Genomic DNA, 23572 nt, shown 5'->3' on the forward strand with positions numbered 1-23572 from the left:
AACGGTAGCCACCATTAGGTTAACTACCGCTGTTGGTATTGATTTTACGTAAGGAATTATCAAACATTAGAATCAAATCTTATAAAATTGGAGATGCTAATTTAGCAATAGACTGCTTAAACTTAATCCAATGTGAACGCTGTTCGTAACGTTCTTCTGTGAGTTCTTTTGAAACTTTAAGATCTTCAATGAATGTTGCTTTTAATTGTTCCGCGATTTGTGTGTCATACATAAACGCATTAATTTCAAAGTTTAATTCAAAGCTACGGACGTCCATATTTGCAGTACCCACGCTCGATACTTCTTCATCAATCATGATCATTTTAGAATGGATAAACCCATCTTCATATGTGTACACTTTCACACCATCTTTAATTAGCTGTGCCACGCTTGTGATTGTCGCCCAATATACAAATATATGATCAGGTTTACATGGTATAATCAAATGAACCTCGACGCCTGATTTCGCGGCAATACGCAAGGCATTAATAAAACCTTTATCCGGTATAAAATAAGGAGTGTGCATATAAATAGATTTTTTAGCATTCATAATCATCTTCATATATCCAAATTCAATTTGATGCCAATTATCACTCGGCGCACTGGCAGCCAGTTGCATAGACACGTTGCCACCTTGATAGGCATTGTCTGGGAAATATTTTTCGTTATACTCTAGCTGTTCACGTTTAGCTTGCGAGTTCCAATCATGTATAAAACTCAATTGCAACGCATCCACACCGTCGCCTCTCACTCTTAAGTGCGTATCTCTCCAATAGCCAAACTTCTTGTTTAAACCTAAATATTCGTCACCTATGTTGAAACCACCTACATAACCTGTCTGTCCATCAATAATTACAATTTTACGGTGATTTCGGTTATTTACTCTAAAATTTATAAAAGGGACTTTAGATTTGAAAAATGCTTCGACTTGTCCGCCCTCTGACTGAAACTTTTTAAAATTAGAATTATGTACCGATTTAGAACCCACCGCATCATAAAGTAGTTTGACCTCTAAACCTTCTGCGGCTTTTTCTTCTAATATTTCAATAATTTCAGTACCTAAGCCGTCTAATTTCAAAACGTAATATTCCATATGAATATAGCGCTTAGCATTGCGTAAATCTTTTTTCATTTGGTCATACAAATCATGACCATCTGTATAAATATCGATATTATTATTATTACTTAAAAAAGATTGTTCTTTAGTTAACAACGCATTAGCAAGGTCTGCGTGCTTTCTTACAATAGCATTTTTCGAATCACTAATTCTGTTTGTATCATCTTGAAGTTGAGACTGTAACCTTTTCAAACCGTCTTCAATTTGATTATGTTCAAACCCACGTTCGCGTTTTTTCCTAACTGCACGCCCAAAAAATATATATACAATAAATCCTAAAATCGGCATAACGAATAATAAGAATAGCCATGCCCAAGTTGCAGTCGCATCTCTTCTATCTCTGTCTAAAAATACGATAAGGAAAGCTAACACAATATTAATCAGATAGAAGAAGATTAGCACGCCTCTAAATATTGGACTTATACCTGTATCAAACATTAATTGCATAAAATCACCCCACTACTTCACTTTTATAAAAATTGTTATTTAAAAATTAACTGTTGTATTAAACTTTTCATTTTATTCTCATATAAATTGAATGTCATAAATAATAACGTTCAACAAAGAATATTTCAATAGATATAATCATTTCAATTATATTCTATTATGAGTATTTTTACCATTTTAAATATATTTCATTTAATTTATGAAATATATGCCACCTTATTTTCGAACTATTTATTTTTGATTGTGCTTGATTGTTCAATTGTACGGTTACGTCCCGCTTGTGAGCCGAACAATGTTATAACAATCGCAGTAATTAATAAAATACTTAGAGAAGCAGTCCATTCACCGGTCATATCATGCAAGATACCAAATAATAACGGACCTATTGCTCGCAACAAGATAGCCTACTGCCTGAGCCATCCCAGAAAGCTTTGCTGATGTTTGAATATGCTCCGTTCTTAAACTAAAGAATGTATTCACTAAGCCAAACGCGAGACCACCCGCAACGCCAATTAAAATAGTAGAAATGATTGCTAGATGTGGCACAACTAGCATAATTGTCACACCCACAATAAAACATATCCCTGTAATAAAGGTTAATAAGAATTGCGATTTCATTTTAGTTGCAAATATAGGTGTAATGAAAGTAAATGGAATAATGGCTATCTGCATTATAGATAAATATGCGCCTGCCTCATTAATAGACATGCCACTATGAGATAAATAAGCCGGCAGCCAATTAATCAATGAATAGAATATAAGTGATTGTCCTCCCATGAGTATCGTAATTTGCCATGCTAATGGAGATTTCCACACATTTACACTTTTCCGAGGTAAAGCTGTTGCAGTTTCTTGTGTTCCTTTTAATTGAAATGACCATATAATGATTGTTATCAGTGTGATGATTCCTATAACACTGATAGCAATATTATAGTTAAATGCCTTTACTAAAGGCGCTGTTCCATATGAGGATAAGCCACCAAACACATTCATTACAACGGTATAGTAACCTGTCATAATACCGATATGTAGTGGGAATTTCGCCTTAATCATTGCTGGTGCCAGTACATTACCAAACCCGATACCAATACCTATCAGCACTGTTCCTATATATAACCATGAAATGTCCGTAATTGATCTGACAAGGACACCAATAAAGATTAAACAAAGTGCTAAGAAAATTGTTTTTTCTAATCCCATTTTATTACTTGTTCGAGCAACAAATAATGAAATCACAGAGAATGCCAATAATGGCACAACTGTTATGACACTGACCGCACTATTAGACATCGCTAAATCCATCTTAATGTCAGGTAACGCAACACCAATAGATGTGATCGGCGCTCTTAAGTTAGCCCCTACCAATAAGATTCCTATAAATAATAACCAATTAAATGGTTTTGTGGTTCTATACTTTTCCATATTGTACCGCCTTGCTCACTTTATTTTAAAACAACACAATATATGGTACGATATGTACGTTATATTGTAAATAGGAGGATTCACTTGTATAATATTCAGAATATAGTAGCCAGAAATTTATCTGACTACCGAAAAAAACACAACCTCAGTTTAGATAAGGTTGCAACTGCAACTGGTGTGAGTAAAAACATGCTGAGCCAAATTGAAAAAGGCACTTCTAATCCAACGATTACAACGTTATGGAAAATCGCAAATGGGTTACATTTATCGTTGTCTCAATTAACCGCGATGAATAATGATAGCGTTGACTTTATTGATGAATCAGATATCATCCCTATCATCGATGAACAAATAGCTATTTATCCTTATTTTCCTTACGACGATAATAAAAAATTTGAAATGTTTAAAATGGAGATACAAGCAGGAGGCAAGATGCTTTCTGAACCTCACCATACTGAGTCTGAAGAATATATTATTGTTAACAAAGGCCAGTTAAAAATAGAAGTCGATACAACAATGTATACAATCAATAGTAATCAAGCCTTCCGCTTCAATAGTGACGTGCCTCATCGTTACTTTAATCTAACTGATGAACCTGTTGTATTTACCGCAACGATTCATTATCAATAAACCATTCACTTTAATCATCATAATATTATGAGCCATTAATCTCCTAGCAGAAATCTAATGGCTCATTTTGTATTCAAAATATTTTAGACTCGTGTTGATTCCTTAGGCGTTTCATCATAAAGATTTCATAATCTTAAATAACTTGAAGTGTCGTGTATATTTGACACATACTTTTATGTCAGATATATTGTACATGTAATATATATTTGACACTAAAGAAGGGTAGTAAATCTATTATGAATAAAGTTAAAAGCTTTCGTACTGCTAAAGATATTTCACAACTCACGCTTGCACGTTCAGTAGAAGTATCACGCCAAACCATTAATATGATTGAAAACGATAAATATAATCCCTCGCTTAATTTATGTATAAAGATTGCTAAAGCGTTAGGTGTCACCTTAAACGACTTGTTTTGGGAGGATGATAATAATGAATAACAAAGATAAAAGCCTCTATCAAAGCTTTGCGGGAACAATGAACGCTCCTGATGAATATCAAAGACATGAAATTGACAAATTGCTTGCTAAACTTTCAATTATTTCACTATACATATTCTTAGCTTTACTTTACTTATCTATATTTTTTGATATTGAGCGTTCGTTTATTTCACCTTTTAGTATAGGCGGTATCATATTTATAATTATATTGGCATGCAGAATGTCTATGAGTCATTTTGCAGCAGATGCTATTTCAATAGAAGTAACTGACAAAGAAACGTACCATCGAACATTAAAAAATTCACGTAACAAGAGAATTATATTTCTTATTGTAGCAATAACTTATATATTACTCGTTAACTCAGTCATTGCTCCAATGCTTGCGGGAAATGCATTAAATATGGAACGTCTAACTGACTTAAATACATTTTTCCCTGTAATCGTTATTGCAGTATTCACGATTGCTAAAGATTCACGTGTAAAACTTATTGATCAAAAGGAGACGTATGATGGAAAATAACAAGTTACTTCATTTAATTCCTAACTTCAGGTTTACTGATGAATATGAAAGACAACAATTACTTCATGAATATGCCAAATATTTCATGTGGTTATTTTGGGGCATCATGATTATTTCTATAGCAGATATATGGATAGAATTTTACTTACACCGTATACCTATCATAGGCATGTTAGGTTTTGCTTTAATTATGATACTATCTCTAATTATGACCATCGCTATTAGAAGCAAAAAAATAGATGAAGTAGAGGCTTATTCAGAGGAAGCATGGACAAAAGAAATGAAGAAAGTGCGTAATGGGAGTTATATTTTTGCTGTTATGATGTTCTTGATTGCAAACTTTAATCAATATATTCTACCCTTTATTATACATAGTGGTGTTCCTGAGAAATCCGATATGCTGATTAACCTATTCATTTCTATTGGATGTGGCATTATAGCTGGTTTATTTGTTTATACCCTTGGTCGTAGAAAGGTTACACGTGCTTATATGGATAAATAAAACTAAAGGACCACGTACTCATAATTGAGCACGTGGTTCTTTAGTTTTATTATGATGGAAATGTATAACTTAAATCCCAACCAATATCATATTTATCTACAAGTTTAGCGTACTTGGCACCCCAGAACATATCTGCTAGTTCCATCTGTACCTCTCCACCCTCTTTAAGACTGTTATAAGCATCTTCAATGTCCGATTCATTTTCAAATTCTAACACGATATAAACATTGCGATCTTGTAACATAGCCTCATCATCTTTAGGTATATCAGACAGCATAAATAATTGACCATCTACCTCTAGTTGACTATGAATAATTCTATTTGGATCATCTGCAACTGCCTCATTCGCTTCACCATAAGTCATCATTCCTTTAGCTGTTCCGCCTAATATTTCACTGTAAAAACCTAACGCCTCTTTACACGTGCCGTTAAAAAACAAGTAAGGTATTACTGTTTTGAGCATAGTGACACTCCTTATTAAAATTTTATATCACTTTAACTGTACCCATTCTCGCACATAACTAGTCGCCACTTTTTATAAACAGACACTGCCTTAGGTCTTAAATATTTCATGATCTTTGAAACACGATTATAAAATCTAGAATATTAGATATTATTACAAGAATTTTTCAATATAAAATGCAGATTCTTCAATAGATTTATATTCTGTATTAATCACCGTCGCGTTTAATTTTTCAAAAATTTCTTCCGCATATACGAGTTCTTGTCTGATACGTTCAATACTATTGTAATTTGTAGGTCCATGTAATCCTAAAACTTTTACACGTTCATTACGAATATTCAAAATGTAATTAGGACTAGCAGTTAGACCAAATACTTTCAACTTCTTATATTTAAAGACTTCATCTGGTATATCAACTTCTGGCACTAAAGGAATATTCGCTACTTTATAACCCTTATTCGCTAAATACATGCTCAAAGGTGTCTTTGATGTTCGAGAAACCCCAACGATGAGCGCATCTGCTTCGCCGATATCAGTAAAATGTTTACCATCATCGTATTTCACTGAGTATTCCATCGCTTCAATTCTTTTAAAATAGTTTTCATCCAATTTGCGTAAAGCGCCACTTTCATGACTAGGTGAACAATTCGTAAGTTGCTGAATAATCCCTATTAAATCTGACATATAGTCGACATAAGGTATTTGTTCATTTTGTGCATACTTTTGACCTACTATATTAAATTCTGGGTTCACTAACGTCGTAACGACGACTGCCCTACGTTCTTTTGCTCGTTTCAAAACATTGATTAATTCTGTTTCACTTTTAATAAATGGAAATTTCTTAATCTCTATTTGTGATACTTCTGGAAACTGAGTTAACGTGGCATGAATCATGCGTTGTGCAGTTTCACCAATTGAATCTGATACCACGAACAAAGTGAGTTGTGGTGTCTGTGTATCATTAAACACGTAATCGACCACCTTCAACTTCACTTTGTGCAGTAGAAAGCAATGCGCCTGGAACTCTATATGGAGAGCATGAGACATAATCGATATCTAAATTATTAAAGTATTGTATTGATTTATGGTCACCGCCAAGTTCACCACACACTCCAATCTTAAGTGTTGGATTTGCAGCTTTCGCTTGTTCCGTTGCTACTTTAACTAATTGTCCTACCCCTTCTACATCTAATGTTTGGAAAGGATCAATATCTAAGATGCCTTGTTCAGAATATGCACCAATAAATTTCCCAGCATCATCACGTGAAAAACCAAATGTTAACTGTGTTAAATCATTCGTACCAAAGCTAAAGAAATCACATTCTTTTGCTAAGTCTCCTGCAATTAGACAAGCACGCGGTGTTTCAATCATTGTACCTATGAGGTAATTTACAGATTCTCCCGCTTCTTGCTGTAATGATTCAATACGTTCAGTAATTTGTGTCTTTAATGTCGTAAATTCTGCAACTGTTGAAACAAGCGGTATCATGATTTCTGGTTGGCAATCAATACCTTGTGCTTTTAATCTTAATGCACTTTCCATAATCGCTTCTACTTGCATCACATAGAGTTCAGGGTAAGTAATAGCTAAACGACAACCTCTATGACCGAGCATTGGATTCACTTCGTTTAAATTTTCTATATATTGTTCTAATGTTTTTACTGATACATTTAATTGCCCAACAACAGATGATTTTTCTTCCGTTGATTTTGGTAAAAATTCATGTAGTGGTGGATCCAACAAACGAATAATTGTCGGACGTTCTCCAGATAGTTTTAATATTTCTTCAAAATCTGCTGTTTGATATTGTTTAATTTCATTTAAAGCTGCGATACGTTTATCTTGTGTATCTGAGAGAATGAAACGGCGCATTTCAATGAGACGTTCAGGTCCAAAGAACATATGCTCTGTACGTACAAGCCCAATGCCTTTTGACCCAAATTGATAGCCAGCTTGAATATCTTGAGGTGTTTCCGCATTCATACGTACATCTAATCTTGCTACACCATCAGACCATTCCATAAACTGTTCGAAAGCCTCACTTCTTTCTGCTTTCATTGTTTCAACTTCTCCAACATAGATATCTCCTTGAGCGCCATCAACAGATATCATATCGCCTTCATGCAATGTGCCACCAGGATAATTTACAACTTTATCGACAACATTAATTTCTAAATCTGAGCAACCTGTAACACAGCATTTACCCATACCACGTGCAACAACTGCCGCATGAGAAGTCATTCCGCCATGCGTCGTTACAATTGCTTCACTTGCGACCATACCTTCAATGTCTTCAGGGGAGGTTTCAGGGCGCATTAAAATAACCCTTTCACCTTGTTCAAATTGCATTTTAGCTGTTTCTGCTGAAAAGACAATTTTTCCACTCGCCGCACCCGGACTGGCTGGCAATCCTAATTTAGAAATAACTGAAGCGTGTTCGAGTGCTGTTTTATCAAAATTTGGATGCAATAATTGATCAATCGATTTTACTTCGACATTCATCACAGCTTCTTCTTTTGTAATTACACCTTCTTCAACTAAATCTACTGCAATGTGAATTGCCGCATTTGCTGTACGTTTACCATTACGCGTTTGTAAAATATAGAGTTGTTCATTCTCAATCGTGAATTCTATATCTTGCATATCTTTATAATGTGTCTCTAAGCGTTGCGATACATCTACAAATTGTTGATGTACATGTGGCATTTGATCTTTTAACGATTCAATATCTTTAGGTGTACGTATACCGGCTACTACATCTTCACCTTGTGCATTTAATAAATATTCTCCAAATAATTTCGCTTCTCCAGTGACAGGATTACGTGTAAACGCAACACCTGTTCCACTGCGTTCGCCACTATTGCCAAATACCATTTCTTGAATATTAACTGCAGTACCTATATCATGTGGAATTTCATTTAATTCACGATAAACTCGAGCACGGTCGTTATCCCACGATTTGAACACTGCTTCAATTGCTTCTGTTAGTTGATCAAATGGTGCTTGTGGAAATGGTTTGTATACTTCATCTAAATATACACCTTTAAAATGTTCACAAATTTCTTGTAACCCTTCTGCTGGAATATCAGCATCATTTTGATAATCATGTTGCGTTTTATAAGCATTAAAATATGTATCAAATGCATTCATTGGTATGCCATATACAACCTCACCAAACATTTGTAACAATCTACGATAACAGTCATAAGCAAAACGAGCATCATTTGTTTTCGCTGCCAATTTTTTCACATTATCATCATTTAGCCCTAAGTTTAAAATTGTGTCCATCATACCGGGCATAGATATTTTTGCTCCACTACGTACTGAAACAAGTAATAATTGCTCCTCAGATGAAAATGATTTTTCTGTACGTTGAGAAAATGCTTCCAATTGACTATTTAATTGTTCTGATAATGCTTCAGGCACTTTAGAACCATGTTTCAAGTATTCAATACAAGCTTCAGTTGTAAGTGTGAAACCATCTGGAACAGGTAGCCCTAAGCGTTTCATTTCAGCTAAATTGGCCCCTTTGCCACCTAGTAAATCTTTCATTGATTTTTGACCTTCGTCAAATGCATAAATATATTTTGTCATACTAAATCACCCCTATTTTTAAATACGTTATACTAATTGTTATTGAGTATGTCATATTAAAACCCAAAAAACAACTATAATATTTGAAAATTTGGAAAATATATTTATTTTTTCTTTATTACAAATTCATCCAATTTAAACGCATGCTAGTTGCTTAAAACATAAAAAAAGCCCAAGCAATCATTATTAATGCATTGCTTGGAGCTTCTTATGTTCACCAGTTTATCGTCATATTTGAATGTAAGATATCATTTAATTTACTATGCAACTATGATGCTACAATATAAGGTACCCGCTTCATAGGTAGTTTTCATATCACCATCAATGAAATGTTATATTTCTATCAATCATAAAACGCACAGTTAATCTATTTAATATTTTCATTTGATATAAACTGGTTCTATTCATTGATAAATGTTAAAAGATTAAGTGAGTTAAATAGATAGATTTGTGCTATATAAACAATATAACATTTATAACTTGTGGCATTTACAATCATTCAAAATGACATGTTACAGAACAAAGGTCTGCTTTAAAGTAGGTGAATATTTAATATATAATCATTTGATAAAGTGATAAAGAGGTATACTTGCAATTGAATTATGTCGCGAGTAACAAAGGTGGAAATTATTAGTTTTGAATATGCTCAACTTTTAAGTTGAAAATAAGGTGCTACTTCCTCTGTAGTGTAATACTTATTTTATAACTTCGTGCTTTGCAAATACTTTTCTAAACAATAACTTTTATTTCGCTTACATCTTGTTCACGCTCCTTCATCTCGAAATACACCAATGACACATTGATGTGAGTTATTACTTAACAACTCAATAATGGCACCATTTCCAAACAAAATTTCAAACTGAAAACAAAACGTTTTGCATCTATAAAGATTTTCGTTATTTATTTTATAGAATTATTTAGCAATAACTTAATTTTATTATATTGTCGTTCGTGTAATTTGTAAAGTAGTTTTTAATAATTTTCTAAAAATTGAAGTTCTAATATTTTATACCCGTTACAATTTGAAAATTCAATCATGACAAATATCAAAATTCTAAATTTTATAATCATTTGTTTTTCAAATCACACCTATCTATTCTCGCTTTAACACCACATCGCAATTTGCAATTTCAATGCCTCAGAATACTTTTTAGGGTTCAAGCCTGTAACTGTTTTACATTTTTCTAATCTATACAACAGCGTATTTCTATGAATATATAAGTGCTTTGCTGTTTGAGAAATATTCAAATTGTTGTTAAAAAATATTTTCAATGTTGCAATACTTTGCTCATCTAAATCCCCTAATATTCTTTTTTTGAATCTTTCTCTAATTTCCCTGTCTATTTGATATAACAACGTTTTTTCTTCTACTTCTTCAAATGATACGAGTGGTGCTGATTGCTCATTTAACATAAATACAAGCTCACATTCTTCATACGCTTTTTTAAAATCGTTTAAATTTGTAAATATAAGGCTTGAGGTCATATGCACTTCCAATTGTAAGCTTTTAAACATTTGGTGAATTCTATTTATTTTCACATCTAATGCGCACTGTTCTTCATCAGTAGCAAGAATTACGATACGGTTATGATTTGTAAACGCAATGACAAAAGAACTAGGGTCAATCTTACTTGCTAATGTACGCACAATGCTGTTCCTAGAAAATATTTGTTTTTCTATATTGATGATAATGCATTTGCCAAATGTTAATAAATGCGTATTAAGCTGATTGCCCAAATGTTGAATAAAAGATTTAGACGGTTCACTTTTCAGCAATTCTTCAATAAATAACTCCTGACTACGTATATTTCCTTCTAATTCATATGTAAAATAATTTTGATATAGCAATAATTCCGTAGACATTTTCACTAAATCCGATACATGTGTAAGTTTTTCAGGATCACCTGTTATACCAATCACACCAACGATATTATCTTGAAAAATAATCGGTAAATTCACGCCTGGTTGTGTTCCTTCTAATGTCGCACTATCTTCCTTTGATAATATGACTGTCTCTTCTCGTTCTAACACTTTACGTGCGCCTTCATGAATTGTCCCTACACGTTTTTTATCAAATGAGGCTATGATTTCCCCGTTAAAATTCATGATATTAATATTACTCTGTGTTCTTTTAGCTGTTTCTTCTACAATTAATGTTGCCATTTCTTCTGTAAGTATATTCATAATTTCACCACTTATCATTTTTATACAAAATTATAGATTTATATTTGTATAGTTTAACTCTATTTTCAATAAAATAAAATCGATACAATGAAATAACAATCAAAAGAAAGCGTTTACAAAGGAGGAACCTCAAGTGAAAATCATTTTAGCACCAGATTCATTTAAAGGGAGTATGACAGCAACCCAAGTCTCAAAATATATGGCAGACAGCATTACAGAAGCATATCCACAAGCTGACATACACGCTTTACCCGTTGGTGATGGCGGTGAAGGTACGATGGAAGCACTAGTGAATGCCACTAACGGAAGCTTTCATACCGTTTCAGTAACAGGTCCTCTTGGAAATCATGTAACTGCGCAATATGGTGTACTCGATGATGACACATGCGTGATTGAAATGGCGGAAGCTTCTGGACTAAGACACTTAACTGACGATACTTTAAATGCAATGACAACAACGACTTATGGTACAGGTGAATTAATTTATAACGCCTTAAATAAAGGTTACAAAAAATTCATTTTAGCTATTGGCGGCTCTGCGACAAATGATGCTTGGTGCTTGGTATGTTGCAAGCATTAGGCGTCAGATTATTAGATGAAAATGGCGAAGCTATCGCCTTTGGAGGAGGTGCGTTGCAACATATTAAGCAAATAGACTTAACCCATTTTGACGCTAGAATTAAACAGTGTGAATTTATTATTGCGACGGATGTTCAAAATCCTTTAATAGGTCCTGATGGCGCTTCATATGTTTTTGGTGAACAAAAAGGTGCCACAGAAGATAATATTAAACAACTTGATGCCAATCTCACGCATTGGGCAAATCTTGTAGAAGCTAGTACGCATATTAGCCTTCATGATTTGCCAGGAGCTGGTGCAGCTGGCGGACTAGGTGGCGCCTTCAAAGCATTTTTACCTAGTCATTTTGAAGATGGTATTCAAGTAGTAATAAAACATACGCAATTAGAACAGCTTTTACCAAATGCAGATTTAGTTATTACTGGAGAAGGCAAAATTGATTTCCAAACTTTTTATGGTAAGACACCTATGGGCATCGCAAAATGTGCGAAACAATTTGATGTCCCTGTCATCTTTATTGGAGGTTCTGTTGAAATTGACATAGAACAATTTGATGAGGTAGGTGTAGTAAGTGCTTTTAGTTTAACCGATGGTCCTTTGTCACTAGCAGAAACAATAGCAAATTCGGAAAAATTAATAAAAAAAACAACGAAGAACATCATAAGAACATTTTTCCATAACCACTAGCATAATTAAGGGGATGTTTCGTTATGAGAATTAAAGATACGATTGAAAAAGTACCTGGTGGCTTGATGGTTGTTCCATTATTATTAGGCGCCGCAATCAACACGATTGATCAATTACATTTGAATTTTATTACGAATGGTTTAAAATTTTTAGGCGCTCCAAAGACTGAAGAAGGACATTATGAGATGTTGCAAATTGGGGGATTTTCTCAGGATTTATTTAAAGATAGCGCACTCGTGTTAATAGCACTATTTATCTTTTGTGTGGGAAGCCAAATGAACTTAAAAATTGGTGGCAAAGCATTGAAAAAAGGTATGATATTAACATCAACGAAATATTTTTCAGGTTTAGGCGTTGGTCTTTTACTTGGAGCTATTTTCGATCCATGGACAGGGTTATTTGGTTTATCTACAATCGCAATTATTGCGGCAATGACCAATAGTAACAGCGGTATGTATGCTTGCTCTAACAAGTGCCTATGGCAACCGCTCTGATATTGGTGGTTTATCTATATTAGCTATCAATGATGGCCCTTTACTTACATTAATTTCTTTAGGCTTTATCGGTACAAATTTTCCAGTCATTTCTTTCGTTTCTGTGTTATTACCACTCGCAATAGGCATGCTCTTAGGTAACTTAGATCCTAAAATCGCAGAATTTTTACGACCGGGAGAATCATTACTCATTCCTTTCTTCGCCTTTTCATTAGGAGCAGGAATGAATTTAGCCGAATTCTTTAATTTCTCAGTATTATCTGGTGGCCTCACATTAGCATTGCTTACATTTGTCTGTACTACTGTGACTGGCGTCATTGCTTTCAAACTCTTTAAAGAAAAAAGTGTCATAGGCCCTATTTCAGAATCTTCTACTGCGGGTAACGCCGTTTCCACACCTGCTGCGGTTGTCGCAGCTGCCTCAACTGCTTTAGCTAGTGGTAATTTGAGTCAAAGTGAATTTGCTATGATAGAAAAAGTAGCACCTATCGCGACAGCTCAAATTTCAGTTTCTGCTATTACTACGGCGATTTTATGTCCAATTGCTGTTATCATGGTAGATAAATACCAGAAGCGCAAAGGCATTGATGGCACCCAAGAACATTTCAAAACCAATCACAAAGCATTTTCTAAGGTAAAACAAGTCACAAATACGGCCGATTATGAAAGCGCTTTAAATAAGAAGGAGGACTAACTTTGAAAACTACGATTTTATACGGCAAATCAAACGTTGAAGTTGACTTGCCAGAACAAAGTGTATTAATTGAACCCAAAAACATTGAGCCACTCGAAGACCATGTAACTGCGATACGCACAGCATTAAATAATCCAATTGGCTCCGAACCATTGCAAGACATGGTGAGTGCTGACCAAACTGTATCTATTGTTATTAGTGACATCACACGACCAACACCTAATCACATTCTTGTACCATTACTAATAGAAACATTAGCCCACGTACCTTTAGAAAATTTTGTAATTATCAATGGTACAGGTACACATCGCGATCAAACACGAGAAGAACTTGTACAAATGCTTGGTGAAGACATAGTAAGCAAAGTGAAAATTGTACATAATCATTGTAATGATAAGGATACACTTAAAAAAGTAGGCCATAGTCAATATGGTTGTGATGTCTACCTGAACAAAGATTATGTTGAATCTGACTTTAAAATTGTCACCGGTTTTATCGAGCCTCACTTCTTCGCTGGCTTCTCTGGTGGTCCTAAAGGGATTATGCCTGGCATTGCCGGCATAGAAACAATTATGACATTTCATAACGCTAAAATGATTGGCGATATACGTTCAACTTGGGGCAATATGCAAGATAATCCTGTGCAAAATATGACCCGGGAAATCAATGCAATGTGCAAACCAGACTTTATGCTCAACGTCACGTTGAATAAAGAAAAAGCGATTACCGAAGTATTCGCCGGTGAATTATACGAAGCACATGATAAAGGATGTGAATATGCAAAAGCACATGCGATGTTCAAGTGTGATGAGCGTTTTGATGTCGTGATTGCTTCTAACTCAGGCTATCCTTTAGATCAAAACTTATATCAAACAGTTAAAGGCATGAGTGCGAGCACATAAAGTAGTTAAAGAAGGTGGCAGCATTATCATGTTATCTGAATGTAGCGATGGCTATCCTAATCATGGCAATTATGCAGAGATACTAAAAATGGCTGACTCCCCTCAAGGGCTTGTCGACATGATCAGTGACCCTAACTTCGCGATGCTTGACCAATGGCAAGTACAAAAACAGGCTGTGATTCAAACTTTCGCTGATGTTTATTTATATTCTAAACTCAGTGACCAACAAACCCAAGATGCCATGTTGCATCCGGTGCATAATATTAATGAGACACTTAAAGCATTAGAAGATAAATATGGAAAAGATATGACGATAGGTGTTATGCCACTCGGTCCACTTACTATCCCATACGTAGAATCATAATTTAGGAGGAATCATTATGTTAACTGAAGTATTAACTAAAGAACAACAATTAGAACGTGTATTAAAAAATATGAATCGTGTAATCGTCGCTTTTTCAGGAGGTGTAGATAGTAGCTTTGTATTAAAGAAAGCTATCGATGTACTCGGCACTGACAATGTAAAAGCAGTTATTGTAAAATCCGAATTATTTAGAAATGAAGAATTTGACCAAGCCCTTCGTTTAGCTGAATCACTAAATGCCAATGTGATAGAAACTGAAATTGAAGAATTAAAAGATCCAAATATAGTTGAAAACACACCAAGCAGTTGGTATTACAGTAAACGCTTATTATATTCAAAACTTGAAGACTTAAGAGTAAACTACAATTTCGACTATGTTCTCGATGGCATGATTATGGATGATTTAGATGACTTCAGACCTGGGCTCAAAGCAAGAACTGAATTCGGTGTTAGAAGTGTGCTACAAGAAGTTGAATTGTATAAATCTGAAATTAGAGAACTAAGTAAATCCAATGATCTACCTGTATGGAATAAGCCTGCATTATGTAGCTTGGCATCTCGAATTCCTTATGGTGAACCTTTAAATTTCACAAAGGTTAACAAAGTAAATGAAGCTGAAAAATTCATTTTAAGCTTAAACATTAATCATGTCAGAGTACGCTATCATAATAATATCGCAAGAATAGAAGTAGACGACACAGCTATCCTCGCAGTGCTTCAATATAAAAATCAAATCACACTTCGCTTGAAAGAACTTGGTTTTGATTATGTAACTATTGATTTAGAGGGCTATCGTACAGGCAGCATGAATGAAGTCATCAATACACAAGATGAGATTTAACAAAATAAAGGTGGCATAACTATGACTGAAAACCAAGACCCAATAGAGTCATTACTTCTAGCGGTAAAAGAGAATGCGCTTTCCATTACAGAAGCAAAAGATAAATTGAGTCATTATGATGAATTAGGTTTTGCAAAAATTGATTTACACAGAACAAAACGACAAGGCTTTCCAGAAGTTATATTTGGGGAAGGAAAAACTGTAACGCAATTAGACGAAATCGTACACACATTAATAAAGCATGATGAAGTCATTTTAATTACTAGAATTGATCAAATTAAAGCAGATGATATCATCGCTAAATATCCACAACTTGAATACCATGAGACAGCACGTATCGTTTGTACACCTGTTAATAAAATTAATAAAACGGAACATTTTGCGGCGATTATTTGCGCCGGTACGTCTGATCTACCAGTAGCCGAAGAAGCGGCTATTACAGCTGAAGTTATGGGTATTTCAGTACAACGTTTTTATGACGTAGGTGTTTCAGGCATCCATCGTCTTTTTGCACATATCGAAACAATTCGTCAAAGTAAGGTGTCCGTAGTTATCGCCGGTATGGAGGGCGCGCTATCTAGTGTTGTTGCCGGTTTAGTTGATCACCCAGTCTTTTCAATACCTACGAGCGTTGGTTACGGCGCCAATTTAGATGGCGTTACCACACTATTATCTATGGTTAATTCTTGTGCACCTGGTACGAGTGTGCTCAACATTGATAATGGATTTGGCGGTGGCTATAATGCCGCAATGATTATAAAAATGATTGAAAATGCTTAGAACGGAGTGAAACATTATGTCCAAAGCGATTTATCTTGATTGTCACGCCGGTATTGCTCGGAGATATGTTATTGTCTTCACTTGTAGATTTAGGTGCGGATGTCACCTTTATTGAATCACAATTAAAAACATTACCGCTCAATCATTTCAAACTCGACTTCTCAACTCAAAACAAACAAGGCATTCAAGCCATGTCACTTAACATTGATTTCGAAGAAGCGCACCATCATAGAAAAGCATCAGATATCTTTAAGATGATCAAAGAGAGTAGCTTGCCAAGCAGAGTAAAGGATCGAAGCCTCAGGGTATTTGACGTGATCGCACACGCAGAAGCTAAAATTCACGGTATGTCTGTTGAAGATGTTCACTTTCATGAAGTTGGTGCTATGGACTCTATCATTGATATTATTGGCGGATGTCTTGCACTAGAAGATTTAGCTATAGATGAACTCTATGCCTCGCCTATTCCAACTGGTAACGGGAAAATCAATATCGCACACGGTGTCTATCCAGTGCCTGCCCTGACTACTGCTGAAATACTCAAAGGCATCCCGCTTGCTTCATTTGATGTTAACAGTGAATTGACAACACCGACTGGCGCTGGTTTTATTAAAGCATTGGTTTCGGAAATCGGCCCTTTACCCGCAGTAACCATGGAGCAAATCGGTTATGGTTGTGGCACAAAAGATTTCGATTTTCCCAATGTTTTACGAACAATTCAATATACAGTAAAAGAAAACACGCCGACACAAGTCCAAGTGATAGTGTGCCAGATTGATGATATGACACCAGAGATGCTTGGTTTCTTTATAGAACAAGTACTGGATGACGGTGCGTTAGATGCTTACTTTACTCCAATTACGATGAAGAAAAGTAGGCCCGCCACACAACTTACAGTGATTAGTAAAATTGACGACGCACAATACTTTGAAGACTATATACTTAAAAATACAACCTCTTTAGGTGTAAGAAGTTATGCAGTCAATCGCAAAATTCTCCATCGCCAGTTTCAAACAATTCACACAAAGTATGGTGCTATATTAGTGAAAATAGGCATGATGCATAATAAAATTATCAAAGCGAAACCAGAATTTGAAGATGTAAAAAATGCAGCAATTCAATCTGGCAAGTCTTTCTCAACTGTTTACAATGAAATACAGCATGAAGTTTATAACCACATTAAAATAGACGAATAAAATAACCTAGCACGAGCCAAAGACTACAGGCTGAGGCTGTGCCCGCGGAAAGCGTGCACAAAAGACTGCTTCAAAATTAAAAACTCAAGAGACAGCATAAAATCCAGCACTCACACTTAAGTGAAGTACTGGATTTTTTATTGCTTAAATTATTTTAGAGAAGGACCTACTTTAATATTTGCACTATCTAATGCAAGTTCAAGTACTTCAACAACTTGAATACTATGTTCTAATTTTTCTTCTGCTAAATCGAAGTTTTTATCATTAATAATCTGAACCATCTTCACAAATTCTTCGTACATACGATGTTTTTGTTGATTAACTTGATATGATTGCGTACCACCTTGGTTAAATGTTAGATCAAACGCTTTTAGTTCATTTGTTGGACCTTTAATATGAATTGTTGCATTTTCACCTTGTATGTACGACTGATTGTCAGAACTAGAGTCTTTTGCACCAATACAAACAACTTTCATTTCATCATAATCAAGATTTAAGATACCAGATGTATCAATATCGTTTTTAACGTTAGCAAAATAAGCAACACCTTTAGGCATACCGAAGAGCCCAACTGCTAAATGGATATTGTATACATTGATATCCATGAGTGCGCCTCCACCCTTCTCAGGATCGAAAGCAGGTTGAATGATGCCTTTTTTGAAATTATCATATCTTGAAGAGTACTGTGAATAATTAAATTGGGCTATTTTACAAGTCCCTATTTCACTCACAGATTGTTTCAATACATCATAATTACTCAAATAAAGGTTAGTAATAGCTTCGATAATAATAACGTTATGCGCTTCAGCCAATGCTTTTAATGTTGTTAATTCTTCTTTAGTTAAAGTAAATGGTTTTTCACATATTACATGCTTCTGTTGCTCAATTGCTTTGCGTGCATAATCAAAGTGCAGATGATTTGGTACAGCTAAATAAATCGTATCCATATCTTCATCTTGAAGAAACTGATTATAGTCTGTAAAAATTGTTTTAATATTAAATTGTTTTTGTAAACTTTCTACATTTTCTGGATTTCTTCCTGTTGAAACAATGCTATGAAACTCAATGTCTGAAATTTCTTCCATCACTGGTAATGCTTCTTTGACAATCTTGCCCGCCCCTACGATACCTAATTTCATGTTTGTCTCTCCTTCTCACTTAATCTAAATGATGATGTATTATCACTTGGTGCAATATTAAATTATTGATAGCTATTTTAAAATCCATTCAATATACCATTATATTTGAATTCATCATGCAATTCAAAAACTACAGCCTTGATACAATTCGTATTTTGTTTTGAAAATCTCACTAGTGGTATACAATTAGTATAAAGGTATAACATAAAATCATTTTATATTCTTTAAATAAAGGAGGCATTTTTGTGTCCATATTTTATTTTTTAATATTTATAGTAATCGTTTTAATTATCTATTTCATTTTCCGAAAAAATTATAAAAAGGAAGGCGCAGTTAATAAAAGAAAACGTAAACGCGAAAAAAGAGTAGAAAACTATATTAACGAAGCTTTTCAAATAGAAAATTTAGAAGATGTTAAAGAAAGTAAAACAACAATTGCTTTGGTTTATCCTAAAGAAACATTAGATGTTGAACCTGAACAAGTCGTACAAGTAGAAAATCAAAGTGAAGAAAAAGTCGTGACAGAATTTGAAATGCCTGAAGGTATTAAAAGAGAAGAACTATATGACTTTTCTCTTAAACACACTAAATTTTATATCGCACATGATCGTTATGAACGTCTTAAAACGGTCAATGAAAATGAAAAAACAAATAGTGGCATTATAAAATAATTCAATTATTAAAGGAGTATGTATATGACACCAATTGTTAAAGCTTATTCAAATGACGAAGATATTGAAATTAATATCAACACATTGAAAGATCAAAAAATTAATGCAAAAGACATTTATGTTCTATCTCATGATGCCGATCATACAGCACGTATCGTGAAAAATACAGAAGTCTCTGGCATTGATTACAATCGTTCCAATGTTGGCGAAAAAGAACCAAAACAAGGTGATCAACTAAGAGATAAGTTACAAATTCTTGGCGTTTCTGAAAGTGATGCACAAGATTACGAAGAACTTATGGATCAGGGTAATGTACTACTCATTGTTACAGATCAACGCGCGAGCAAACGTACTCTAAATTTAAATTAATTAGCTAAATCAATGTACCCCGCATTCTTTTAATTAGGATGCGGGGTACATTATATCTTTTATACATATTGATTATAATTGATTAAAGTTATTTTCTTGGAGATCTGTAATTTTAGCAATTTCTACTTTTTGGTCTTTAGGCTCCAATACATGTAAATACTGTGCATCGTCGTTATCTTCAATTTTCTTTACAGTAATGCGGTCATGTTCTATAGTTTCGATAATTATTTCTGAATGCTTATCTAGCGCTTCTTTAATATGTTGCTTATCCATGCTACAACCTCCTTAAGTAAAAGCTAATTGTATTTCGAATCTCTTCATCTTTTACCCTTAAGCTATTTTTCAAATCAAAGAAAACATAATAAACTGCTTTTCCTTTTTAATACATTCATTTGTAAAATCAGTAAATGGCATGATGACCAACTTGTATATAATAATTAAAGCTGAGACATGTATTTATGTCCCAGCCTTGATAATCAATGTTCATTAACTTAATATTACATCTACTAATTCTTCTGCAGTGGCTTTACCGAAATAATATGTAATGTCTATTTCACTTAAAGCTTTTAACAAATCCTCTTTGACTACACGTACGTCTTTGAGTTGTTCTTCAACATCTTTAATGTCGCCTTGACCAAAGAAATCTCCATAAATACGACATGCTGAAATACGTCCTTTTTCTACAGAAAGAGAGATATCAATCGTGCCTGCCGCTAATCTCGCGTCTCTATTATATTCATAGCGTGGAGAACCACCAAAATTCCATTCCCAATTTTTATATTTTGAGGCTAGCATTTCATCAACGGCTTCCCAATCAGCATCAGTTAATTCATAACGCTTTGCGTCATTCATATCATCAATGCCTAAAATCTCTTTAACCATCAAATCTTTAAATTCATGGATCGTTACATTTTGATATTCTGGTGCCAAATATTCACGAATATTGCCTACACGTGATCTTACAGATTTAATACCTTTAGATTCTATCTTTTTACGATTCGGCTTCAATACTTTAACCATAGGTTCATAATCTACATCCAATAATAAAGAATAGCCACCATAGATACGTCCCTTAATCAAAGTCATTGCCGCCCCAGATACTTTTTTATCGTGAATGGCTAAATCATTACGTCCACTTTGCACAACTTCTGTTGCACCCAGTTGATGTAAAGCCTGTATACCTGGTTCGTAAAAGCGTTTGAAATTACCATAAATTGTATCGTCTTTTTCTAAAATACAACACATATTCACTGCACCACTGTCTACATAAACTGCGCCACCACCTGTATCACGACGAACGACTTGAATACCATGTTCGTCTAAATAATCTTGGTTAATTTCTACCGCAGTATTTTGAAAACGACCTATCTCCACTTTTGGATCACAGATATACGGAAATAAGATATCCTCATTTAAAAATATATTTTGGCTAACGTGAATTTGCATCGCTAATGCAACTGCACCATCTGTTATATATTCGCCATTGCGAATAGGTTCAATTAAATACATATTGTTCTCCTATATAGTTAATTTTTTGTTGGCTTCTATCATGAGTGTTGAAATATCTTCAGTTAGATGTATTGTTCTATCTCGAATATTCTCTGGAATACGATATGCTTTCTTATTCATTGTCATAAATAAGGCATTTGGATTATGTCGTGTCATGCGTTGAAAAGGTTGTTTCACATATTGTGGTGTCGTATAACCGATACCTATTTCTAGATATAATACTTTATCTTCTTTATGTGCCTCAAGGAACTGATTGTAGCGAGATAACTGCGCATGAAAATCTGCATCCTCTACCATACCAACCTGTGCTTTTCGCTTATTAATTTCCATCGGCGCATCACATTTAGGGCAATGCGGCAAGAGTTCTCGTGGCACTTCCATATGCTCTTGTTCTGCAATCATTTGACGTATTGCGAGCATCATCACGATAAGTCTGCGCATGACAATGTTGACTACATTGCCACAAGATGTACTCTCCTTGAATATGAAAAACTTTATCCAAATCAAAATCTGCCACTGCAAATGCATTATCTGCATTCGTCGTGATGATATGATAATCTTTATGACTTAAAATTTGATTAAGCGCAGTATAAGATGCGCCTACAGGTTGGTCTAAATAATTCAGCGCAACAAATCGACTTTGAAATGCCCAATACTCCTGCCAACTTTCGAATGTATGAAGACTTGCTTGTAACATATCAAAGAAACCGTATTTTTTAATAAAATCTGGGAAATTTTGTGTGAAACGCTCACCTATATACGTAAACCCGTCTGATGCTGACATACCGGCGCCTATCCCAACTACAACTGCTTCCGCTTCATTTAAAGCATCTGCTAATATATCGGATTGTCGATCATAATTTGTAGTTAAGACATCCCAAGTTGATTCAGTCATAATGTTTCAGTCCTTCCTTATACAATGCGAGCATCTTTATCTGTAAATACATTGAAAATCACACTTATATCAGAATGATGTTCTTGTTTATAATGCATTACAGTCGAAATTGCTATCTGTGTTGCCTCATCTTGAGGGAAACCAAATACGCCTGTTGAAATACAACAAAAAGCAATACTTGATAAGTTTTGCTGATCCGCAAGTTCGAGACAACTTCGATACGAGCGCGCAAGTAAATCACGGTTCATTTGTGACACCGGTGTCTTACGAATTTGTGGTCCCACTGTATGAATGACATATTGAGCAGGCAAGTTATAACCAGGGGTGATTTTTGCTTTACCAACACCTTCACGTCTACCTTGTTTATCTATTAAATCTGCACAAGCTAAACGTAACTGGACGCCTGCTTTAGTATGGATGATATTATCGATACAGTTATGATTCGGCTCAAAACAGCCTAACAGCTTACTGTTAGCCGCATTTACAATGGCGTCTACCTCAAGCTGCGTGATATCACCTTGCCATAAATATATATCGTCATTGAGATATGGGGTTAATGATGTTAGAGACGTAACTTGTTGCGCATTGTAATTTTTTAAAAATACATCCTGCATCTCAATAAAATCTGCTGCAATCGGTGTTGCTTGGCCTTACATTTACTAACCTTCGAAACATTTCGAAACGTTCTGCTTCCGTATCAGGTAAGTCTGCAATGGCACCGTCATGTGTCTCTTGCCACAAATACTCAATCAAATACGCCAAACGTTCTGTTTGTTGCATATTTTATGCCTCAGGAAGTGCATTAAATGCTGCTTCGTCAACATTTTCTAATTTAACCAACCAATTTTCTTCAGCTTTTTCAGAATTTAAAAGTGTTGGTTCATCTTCAGCTTTTGTATTACGTGCAACAATTTTACCTGCTAATGGTGATTGAACGTCTAATACTGTTTTAGAAGCTTCAATACTAACGATTTCGTCGTCCACTTTAATATCGTCTCCACCCATAAATTCAACATAACCTACTGTTCCTACATCATCTTGTAATTCAGGTGTCATACTGTATACATACTGTTCTCCAACTTTTTCTACCCATAAATAATTCGCTAATTTTTTCATAAAATATCTTCCTTTCTCC

Annotated in this window: 17 protein-coding genes and 7 pseudogenes; 12 read left to right on the forward strand and 12 right to left on the reverse strand. The window is 34.6% G+C overall.

Translation table 11 applies throughout. The features are described 5' to 3' along the window. Nucleotides 1–79: 79 nt before the first annotated feature. Nucleotides 80–1564, reverse strand: coding sequence for a cardiolipin synthase (gene cls / locus ABLV95_RS11245; RefSeq protein ID WP_460875715.1), 1485 nt, complete (start codon nt 1562–1564; stop codon nt 80–82). A gap of 227 nt (nt 1565–1791) precedes the next feature. Further along, a pseudogene (locus tag ABLV95_RS11250) lies at nt 1792–2986 on the reverse strand (CynX/NimT family MFS transporter). Between the two features lie 84 nt (nt 2987–3070). Between ABLV95_RS11250 and ABLV95_RS11255 the strand changes: the two are divergent. The 4 genes from ABLV95_RS11255 to ABLV95_RS11270 all read left to right on the forward strand — a co-directional run bounded on the left by ABLV95_RS11255 (nt 3071) and on the right by ABLV95_RS11270 (nt 5075). Next, nucleotides 3071–3616 carry a helix-turn-helix domain-containing protein gene (locus ABLV95_RS11255; protein ID WP_427706055.1) on the forward strand — a complete coding sequence of 182 codons (546 nt, stop codon included), beginning with the start codon at nt 3071–3073 and terminating at the stop codon, nt 3614–3616. Between the two features lie 236 nt (nt 3617–3852). Beyond that, on the forward strand, nt 3853–4053 hold the full coding sequence (locus tag ABLV95_RS11260) for a helix-turn-helix transcriptional regulator (protein ID WP_069816558.1): 201 nt from the start codon (nt 3853–3855) through the stop codon (nt 4051–4053). Continuing rightward, the gene (locus ABLV95_RS11265) at nt 4046–4573 is read left to right on the forward strand and encodes a hypothetical protein (RefSeq protein ID WP_427706053.1); all 528 of its coding nucleotides are present in this window, start codon (nt 4046–4048) and stop codon (nt 4571–4573) included. Before ABLV95_RS11260 ends, ABLV95_RS11265 begins: the two co-directional genes overlap by 8 nt. Further along, entirely contained in the window at nt 4563–5075 is a 513-nt protein-coding gene (locus tag ABLV95_RS11270) for a hypothetical protein (protein ID WP_427706051.1), read from the forward strand. Before ABLV95_RS11265 ends, ABLV95_RS11270 begins: the two co-directional genes overlap by 11 nt. 49 nt (nt 5076–5124) lie before the next feature. On the opposite strand, the gene ABLV95_RS11275 is transcribed toward ABLV95_RS11270, so the two are convergent. From ABLV95_RS11275 to ABLV95_RS11290, 4 genes are all read right to left on the reverse strand, one after another. Next, the gene (locus tag ABLV95_RS11275; RefSeq protein WP_427706049.1) at nt 5125–5538 is read right to left on the reverse strand and encodes a VOC family protein; all 414 of its coding nucleotides are present in this window, start codon (nt 5536–5538) and stop codon (nt 5125–5127) included. Between the two features lie 153 nt (nt 5539–5691). After that, nucleotides 5692–6507 (reverse strand): pyruvate, water dikinase regulatory protein, encoded by an 816-nt coding sequence (locus tag ABLV95_RS11280; RefSeq protein ID WP_427706047.1) that lies wholly within the window; start codon nt 6505–6507, stop codon nt 5692–5694. Continuing rightward, nucleotides 6500–9133, reverse strand: a complete 2634-nt coding sequence (ppdK, locus tag ABLV95_RS11285; RefSeq protein WP_460875717.1) for a pyruvate, phosphate dikinase — start codon at nt 9131–9133, stop codon at nt 6500–6502. Before ppdK ends, ABLV95_RS11280 begins: the two co-directional genes overlap by 8 nt. Nucleotides 9134–10237: 1104 nt before the next feature. Further along, nucleotides 10238–11317, reverse strand: coding sequence for a CdaR family transcriptional regulator (locus ABLV95_RS11290; protein WP_069833091.1), 1080 nt, complete (start codon nt 11315–11317; stop codon nt 10238–10240). Between the two features lie 133 nt (nt 11318–11450). Between ABLV95_RS11290 and ABLV95_RS11295 the strand changes: the two are divergent. The 6 genes and pseudogenes from ABLV95_RS11295 to larC all read left to right on the forward strand — a co-directional run bounded on the left by ABLV95_RS11295 (nt 11451) and on the right by larC (nt 17854). Beyond that, nucleotides 11451–12583 (forward strand): annotated as a pseudogene (locus ABLV95_RS11295) (glycerate kinase). A gap of 23 nt (nt 12584–12606) precedes the next feature. Continuing rightward, a pseudogene (locus tag ABLV95_RS11300) lies at nt 12607–13771 on the forward strand (2-keto-3-deoxygluconate permease). Nucleotides 13772–13773: 2 nt separating this feature from the next. Further along, nucleotides 13774–15037: pseudogene (larA, locus tag ABLV95_RS11305) on the forward strand (nickel-dependent lactate racemase). A 16-nt stretch (nt 15038–15053) separates the two neighbouring features. Next, nucleotides 15054–15878, forward strand: a complete 825-nt coding sequence (larE, locus tag ABLV95_RS11310; protein ID WP_460872101.1) for an ATP-dependent sacrificial sulfur transferase LarE — start codon at nt 15054–15056, stop codon at nt 15876–15878. A gap of 21 nt (nt 15879–15899) precedes the next feature. Further along, a complete protein-coding gene (gene larB, locus ABLV95_RS11315) occupies nt 15900–16658 on the forward strand; it encodes a nickel pincer cofactor biosynthesis protein LarB (RefSeq protein WP_069816534.1) in 759 nt (252 codons plus the stop codon). 16 nt (nt 16659–16674) lie between these two features. Beyond that, nucleotides 16675–17854, forward strand: a pseudogene (larC, locus tag ABLV95_RS11320) (nickel pincer cofactor biosynthesis protein LarC). Nucleotides 17855–18003: 149 nt separating this feature from the next. Here larC and ABLV95_RS11325 read toward each other — a convergent pair. Next, nucleotides 18004–18993 (reverse strand): Gfo/Idh/MocA family protein, encoded by a 990-nt coding sequence (locus ABLV95_RS11325; protein ID WP_427706035.1) that lies wholly within the window; start codon nt 18991–18993, stop codon nt 18004–18006. Between the two features lie 245 nt (nt 18994–19238). Between ABLV95_RS11325 and ABLV95_RS11330 the strand changes: the two genes are divergently transcribed. Further along, nucleotides 19239–19664, forward strand: a complete 426-nt coding sequence (locus tag ABLV95_RS11330) for a hypothetical protein (RefSeq protein WP_460875720.1) — start codon at nt 19239–19241, stop codon at nt 19662–19664. A 24-nt stretch (nt 19665–19688) separates the two neighbouring features. Continuing rightward, nucleotides 19689–20033, forward strand: coding sequence for a general stress protein (locus tag ABLV95_RS11335; protein WP_460875722.1), 345 nt, complete (start codon nt 19689–19691; stop codon nt 20031–20033). 72 nt (nt 20034–20105) lie between these two features. Here the strand turns inward: ABLV95_RS11335 and ABLV95_RS11340 are convergent, their stop codons facing one another. From ABLV95_RS11340 to ABLV95_RS11360, 5 genes and pseudogenes are all read right to left on the reverse strand, one after another. After that, nucleotides 20106–20306, reverse strand: coding sequence for a hypothetical protein (locus tag ABLV95_RS11340; RefSeq protein WP_069816524.1), 201 nt, complete (start codon nt 20304–20306; stop codon nt 20106–20108). A 213-nt stretch (nt 20307–20519) separates the two neighbouring features. Beyond that, entirely contained in the window at nt 20520–21542 is a 1023-nt protein-coding gene (locus tag ABLV95_RS11345; protein ID WP_427706031.1) for a lipoate--protein ligase, read from the reverse strand. Nucleotides 21543–21551: 9 nt separating this feature from the next. After that, nucleotides 21552–22437 (reverse strand): annotated as a pseudogene (locus ABLV95_RS11350) (SIR2 family NAD-dependent protein deacylase). A 17-nt stretch (nt 22438–22454) separates the two neighbouring features. Then, nucleotides 22455–23217: pseudogene (locus tag ABLV95_RS11355) on the reverse strand (protein-ADP-ribose hydrolase). A 3-nt stretch (nt 23218–23220) separates the two neighbouring features. After that, nucleotides 23221–23553, reverse strand: a complete 333-nt coding sequence (locus tag ABLV95_RS11360) for a glycine cleavage system H family protein (protein ID WP_002506490.1) — start codon at nt 23551–23553, stop codon at nt 23221–23223. Between the last annotated feature and the right edge of the window lie 19 nt (nt 23554–23572).

This window comes from Staphylococcus sp. Mo2-1, from assembly GCF_046721385.1.
Lineage (GTDB): Bacteria > Bacillota > Bacilli > Staphylococcales > Staphylococcaceae > Staphylococcus > Staphylococcus equorum_A.

Coding starts and splice junctions, on each gene's coding strand:
- ABLV95_RS11325 (WP_427706035.1), bottom strand. CDS start 18,993: ATGAAATTAGGTATCGTAGGGGCGGGCAAGATTGTCAAAGAAGCATTA.
- ABLV95_RS11335 (WP_460875722.1), top strand. CDS start 19,689: ATGACACCAATTGTTAAAGCTTATTCAAATGACGAAGATATTGAAATT.
- ABLV95_RS11340 (WP_069816524.1), bottom strand. CDS start 20,306: ATGGATAAGCAACATATTAAAGAAGCGCTAGATAAGCATTCAGAAATA.
- ABLV95_RS11275 (WP_427706049.1), bottom strand. CDS start 5,538: ATGCTCAAAACAGTAATACCTTACTTGTTTTTTAACGGCACGTGTAAA.
- ABLV95_RS11270 (WP_427706051.1), top strand. CDS start 4,563: ATGGAAAATAACAAGTTACTTCATTTAATTCCTAACTTCAGGTTTACT.
- larE (WP_460872101.1), top strand. CDS start 15,054: ATGTTAACTGAAGTATTAACTAAAGAACAACAATTAGAACGTGTATTA.
- ABLV95_RS11260 (WP_069816558.1), top strand. CDS start 3,853: ATGAATAAAGTTAAAAGCTTTCGTACTGCTAAAGATATTTCACAACTC.
- cls (WP_460875715.1), bottom strand. CDS start 1,564: ATGCAATTAATGTTTGATACAGGTATAAGTCCAATATTTAGAGGCGTG.
- larB (WP_069816534.1), top strand. CDS start 15,900: ATGACTGAAAACCAAGACCCAATAGAGTCATTACTTCTAGCGGTAAAA.
- ppdK (WP_460875717.1), bottom strand. CDS start 9,133: ATGACAAAATATATTTATGCATTTGACGAAGGTCAAAAATCAATGAAA.
- ABLV95_RS11265 (WP_427706053.1), top strand. CDS start 4,046: ATGAATAACAAAGATAAAAGCCTCTATCAAAGCTTTGCGGGAACAATG.
- ABLV95_RS11345 (WP_427706031.1), bottom strand. CDS start 21,542: ATGTATTTAATTGAACCTATTCGCAATGGCGAATATATAACAGATGGT.
- ABLV95_RS11290 (WP_069833091.1), bottom strand. CDS start 11,317: ATGAATATACTTACAGAAGAAATGGCAACATTAATTGTAGAAGAAACA.
- ABLV95_RS11360 (WP_002506490.1), bottom strand. CDS start 23,553: ATGAAAAAATTAGCGAATTATTTATGGGTAGAAAAAGTTGGAGAACAG.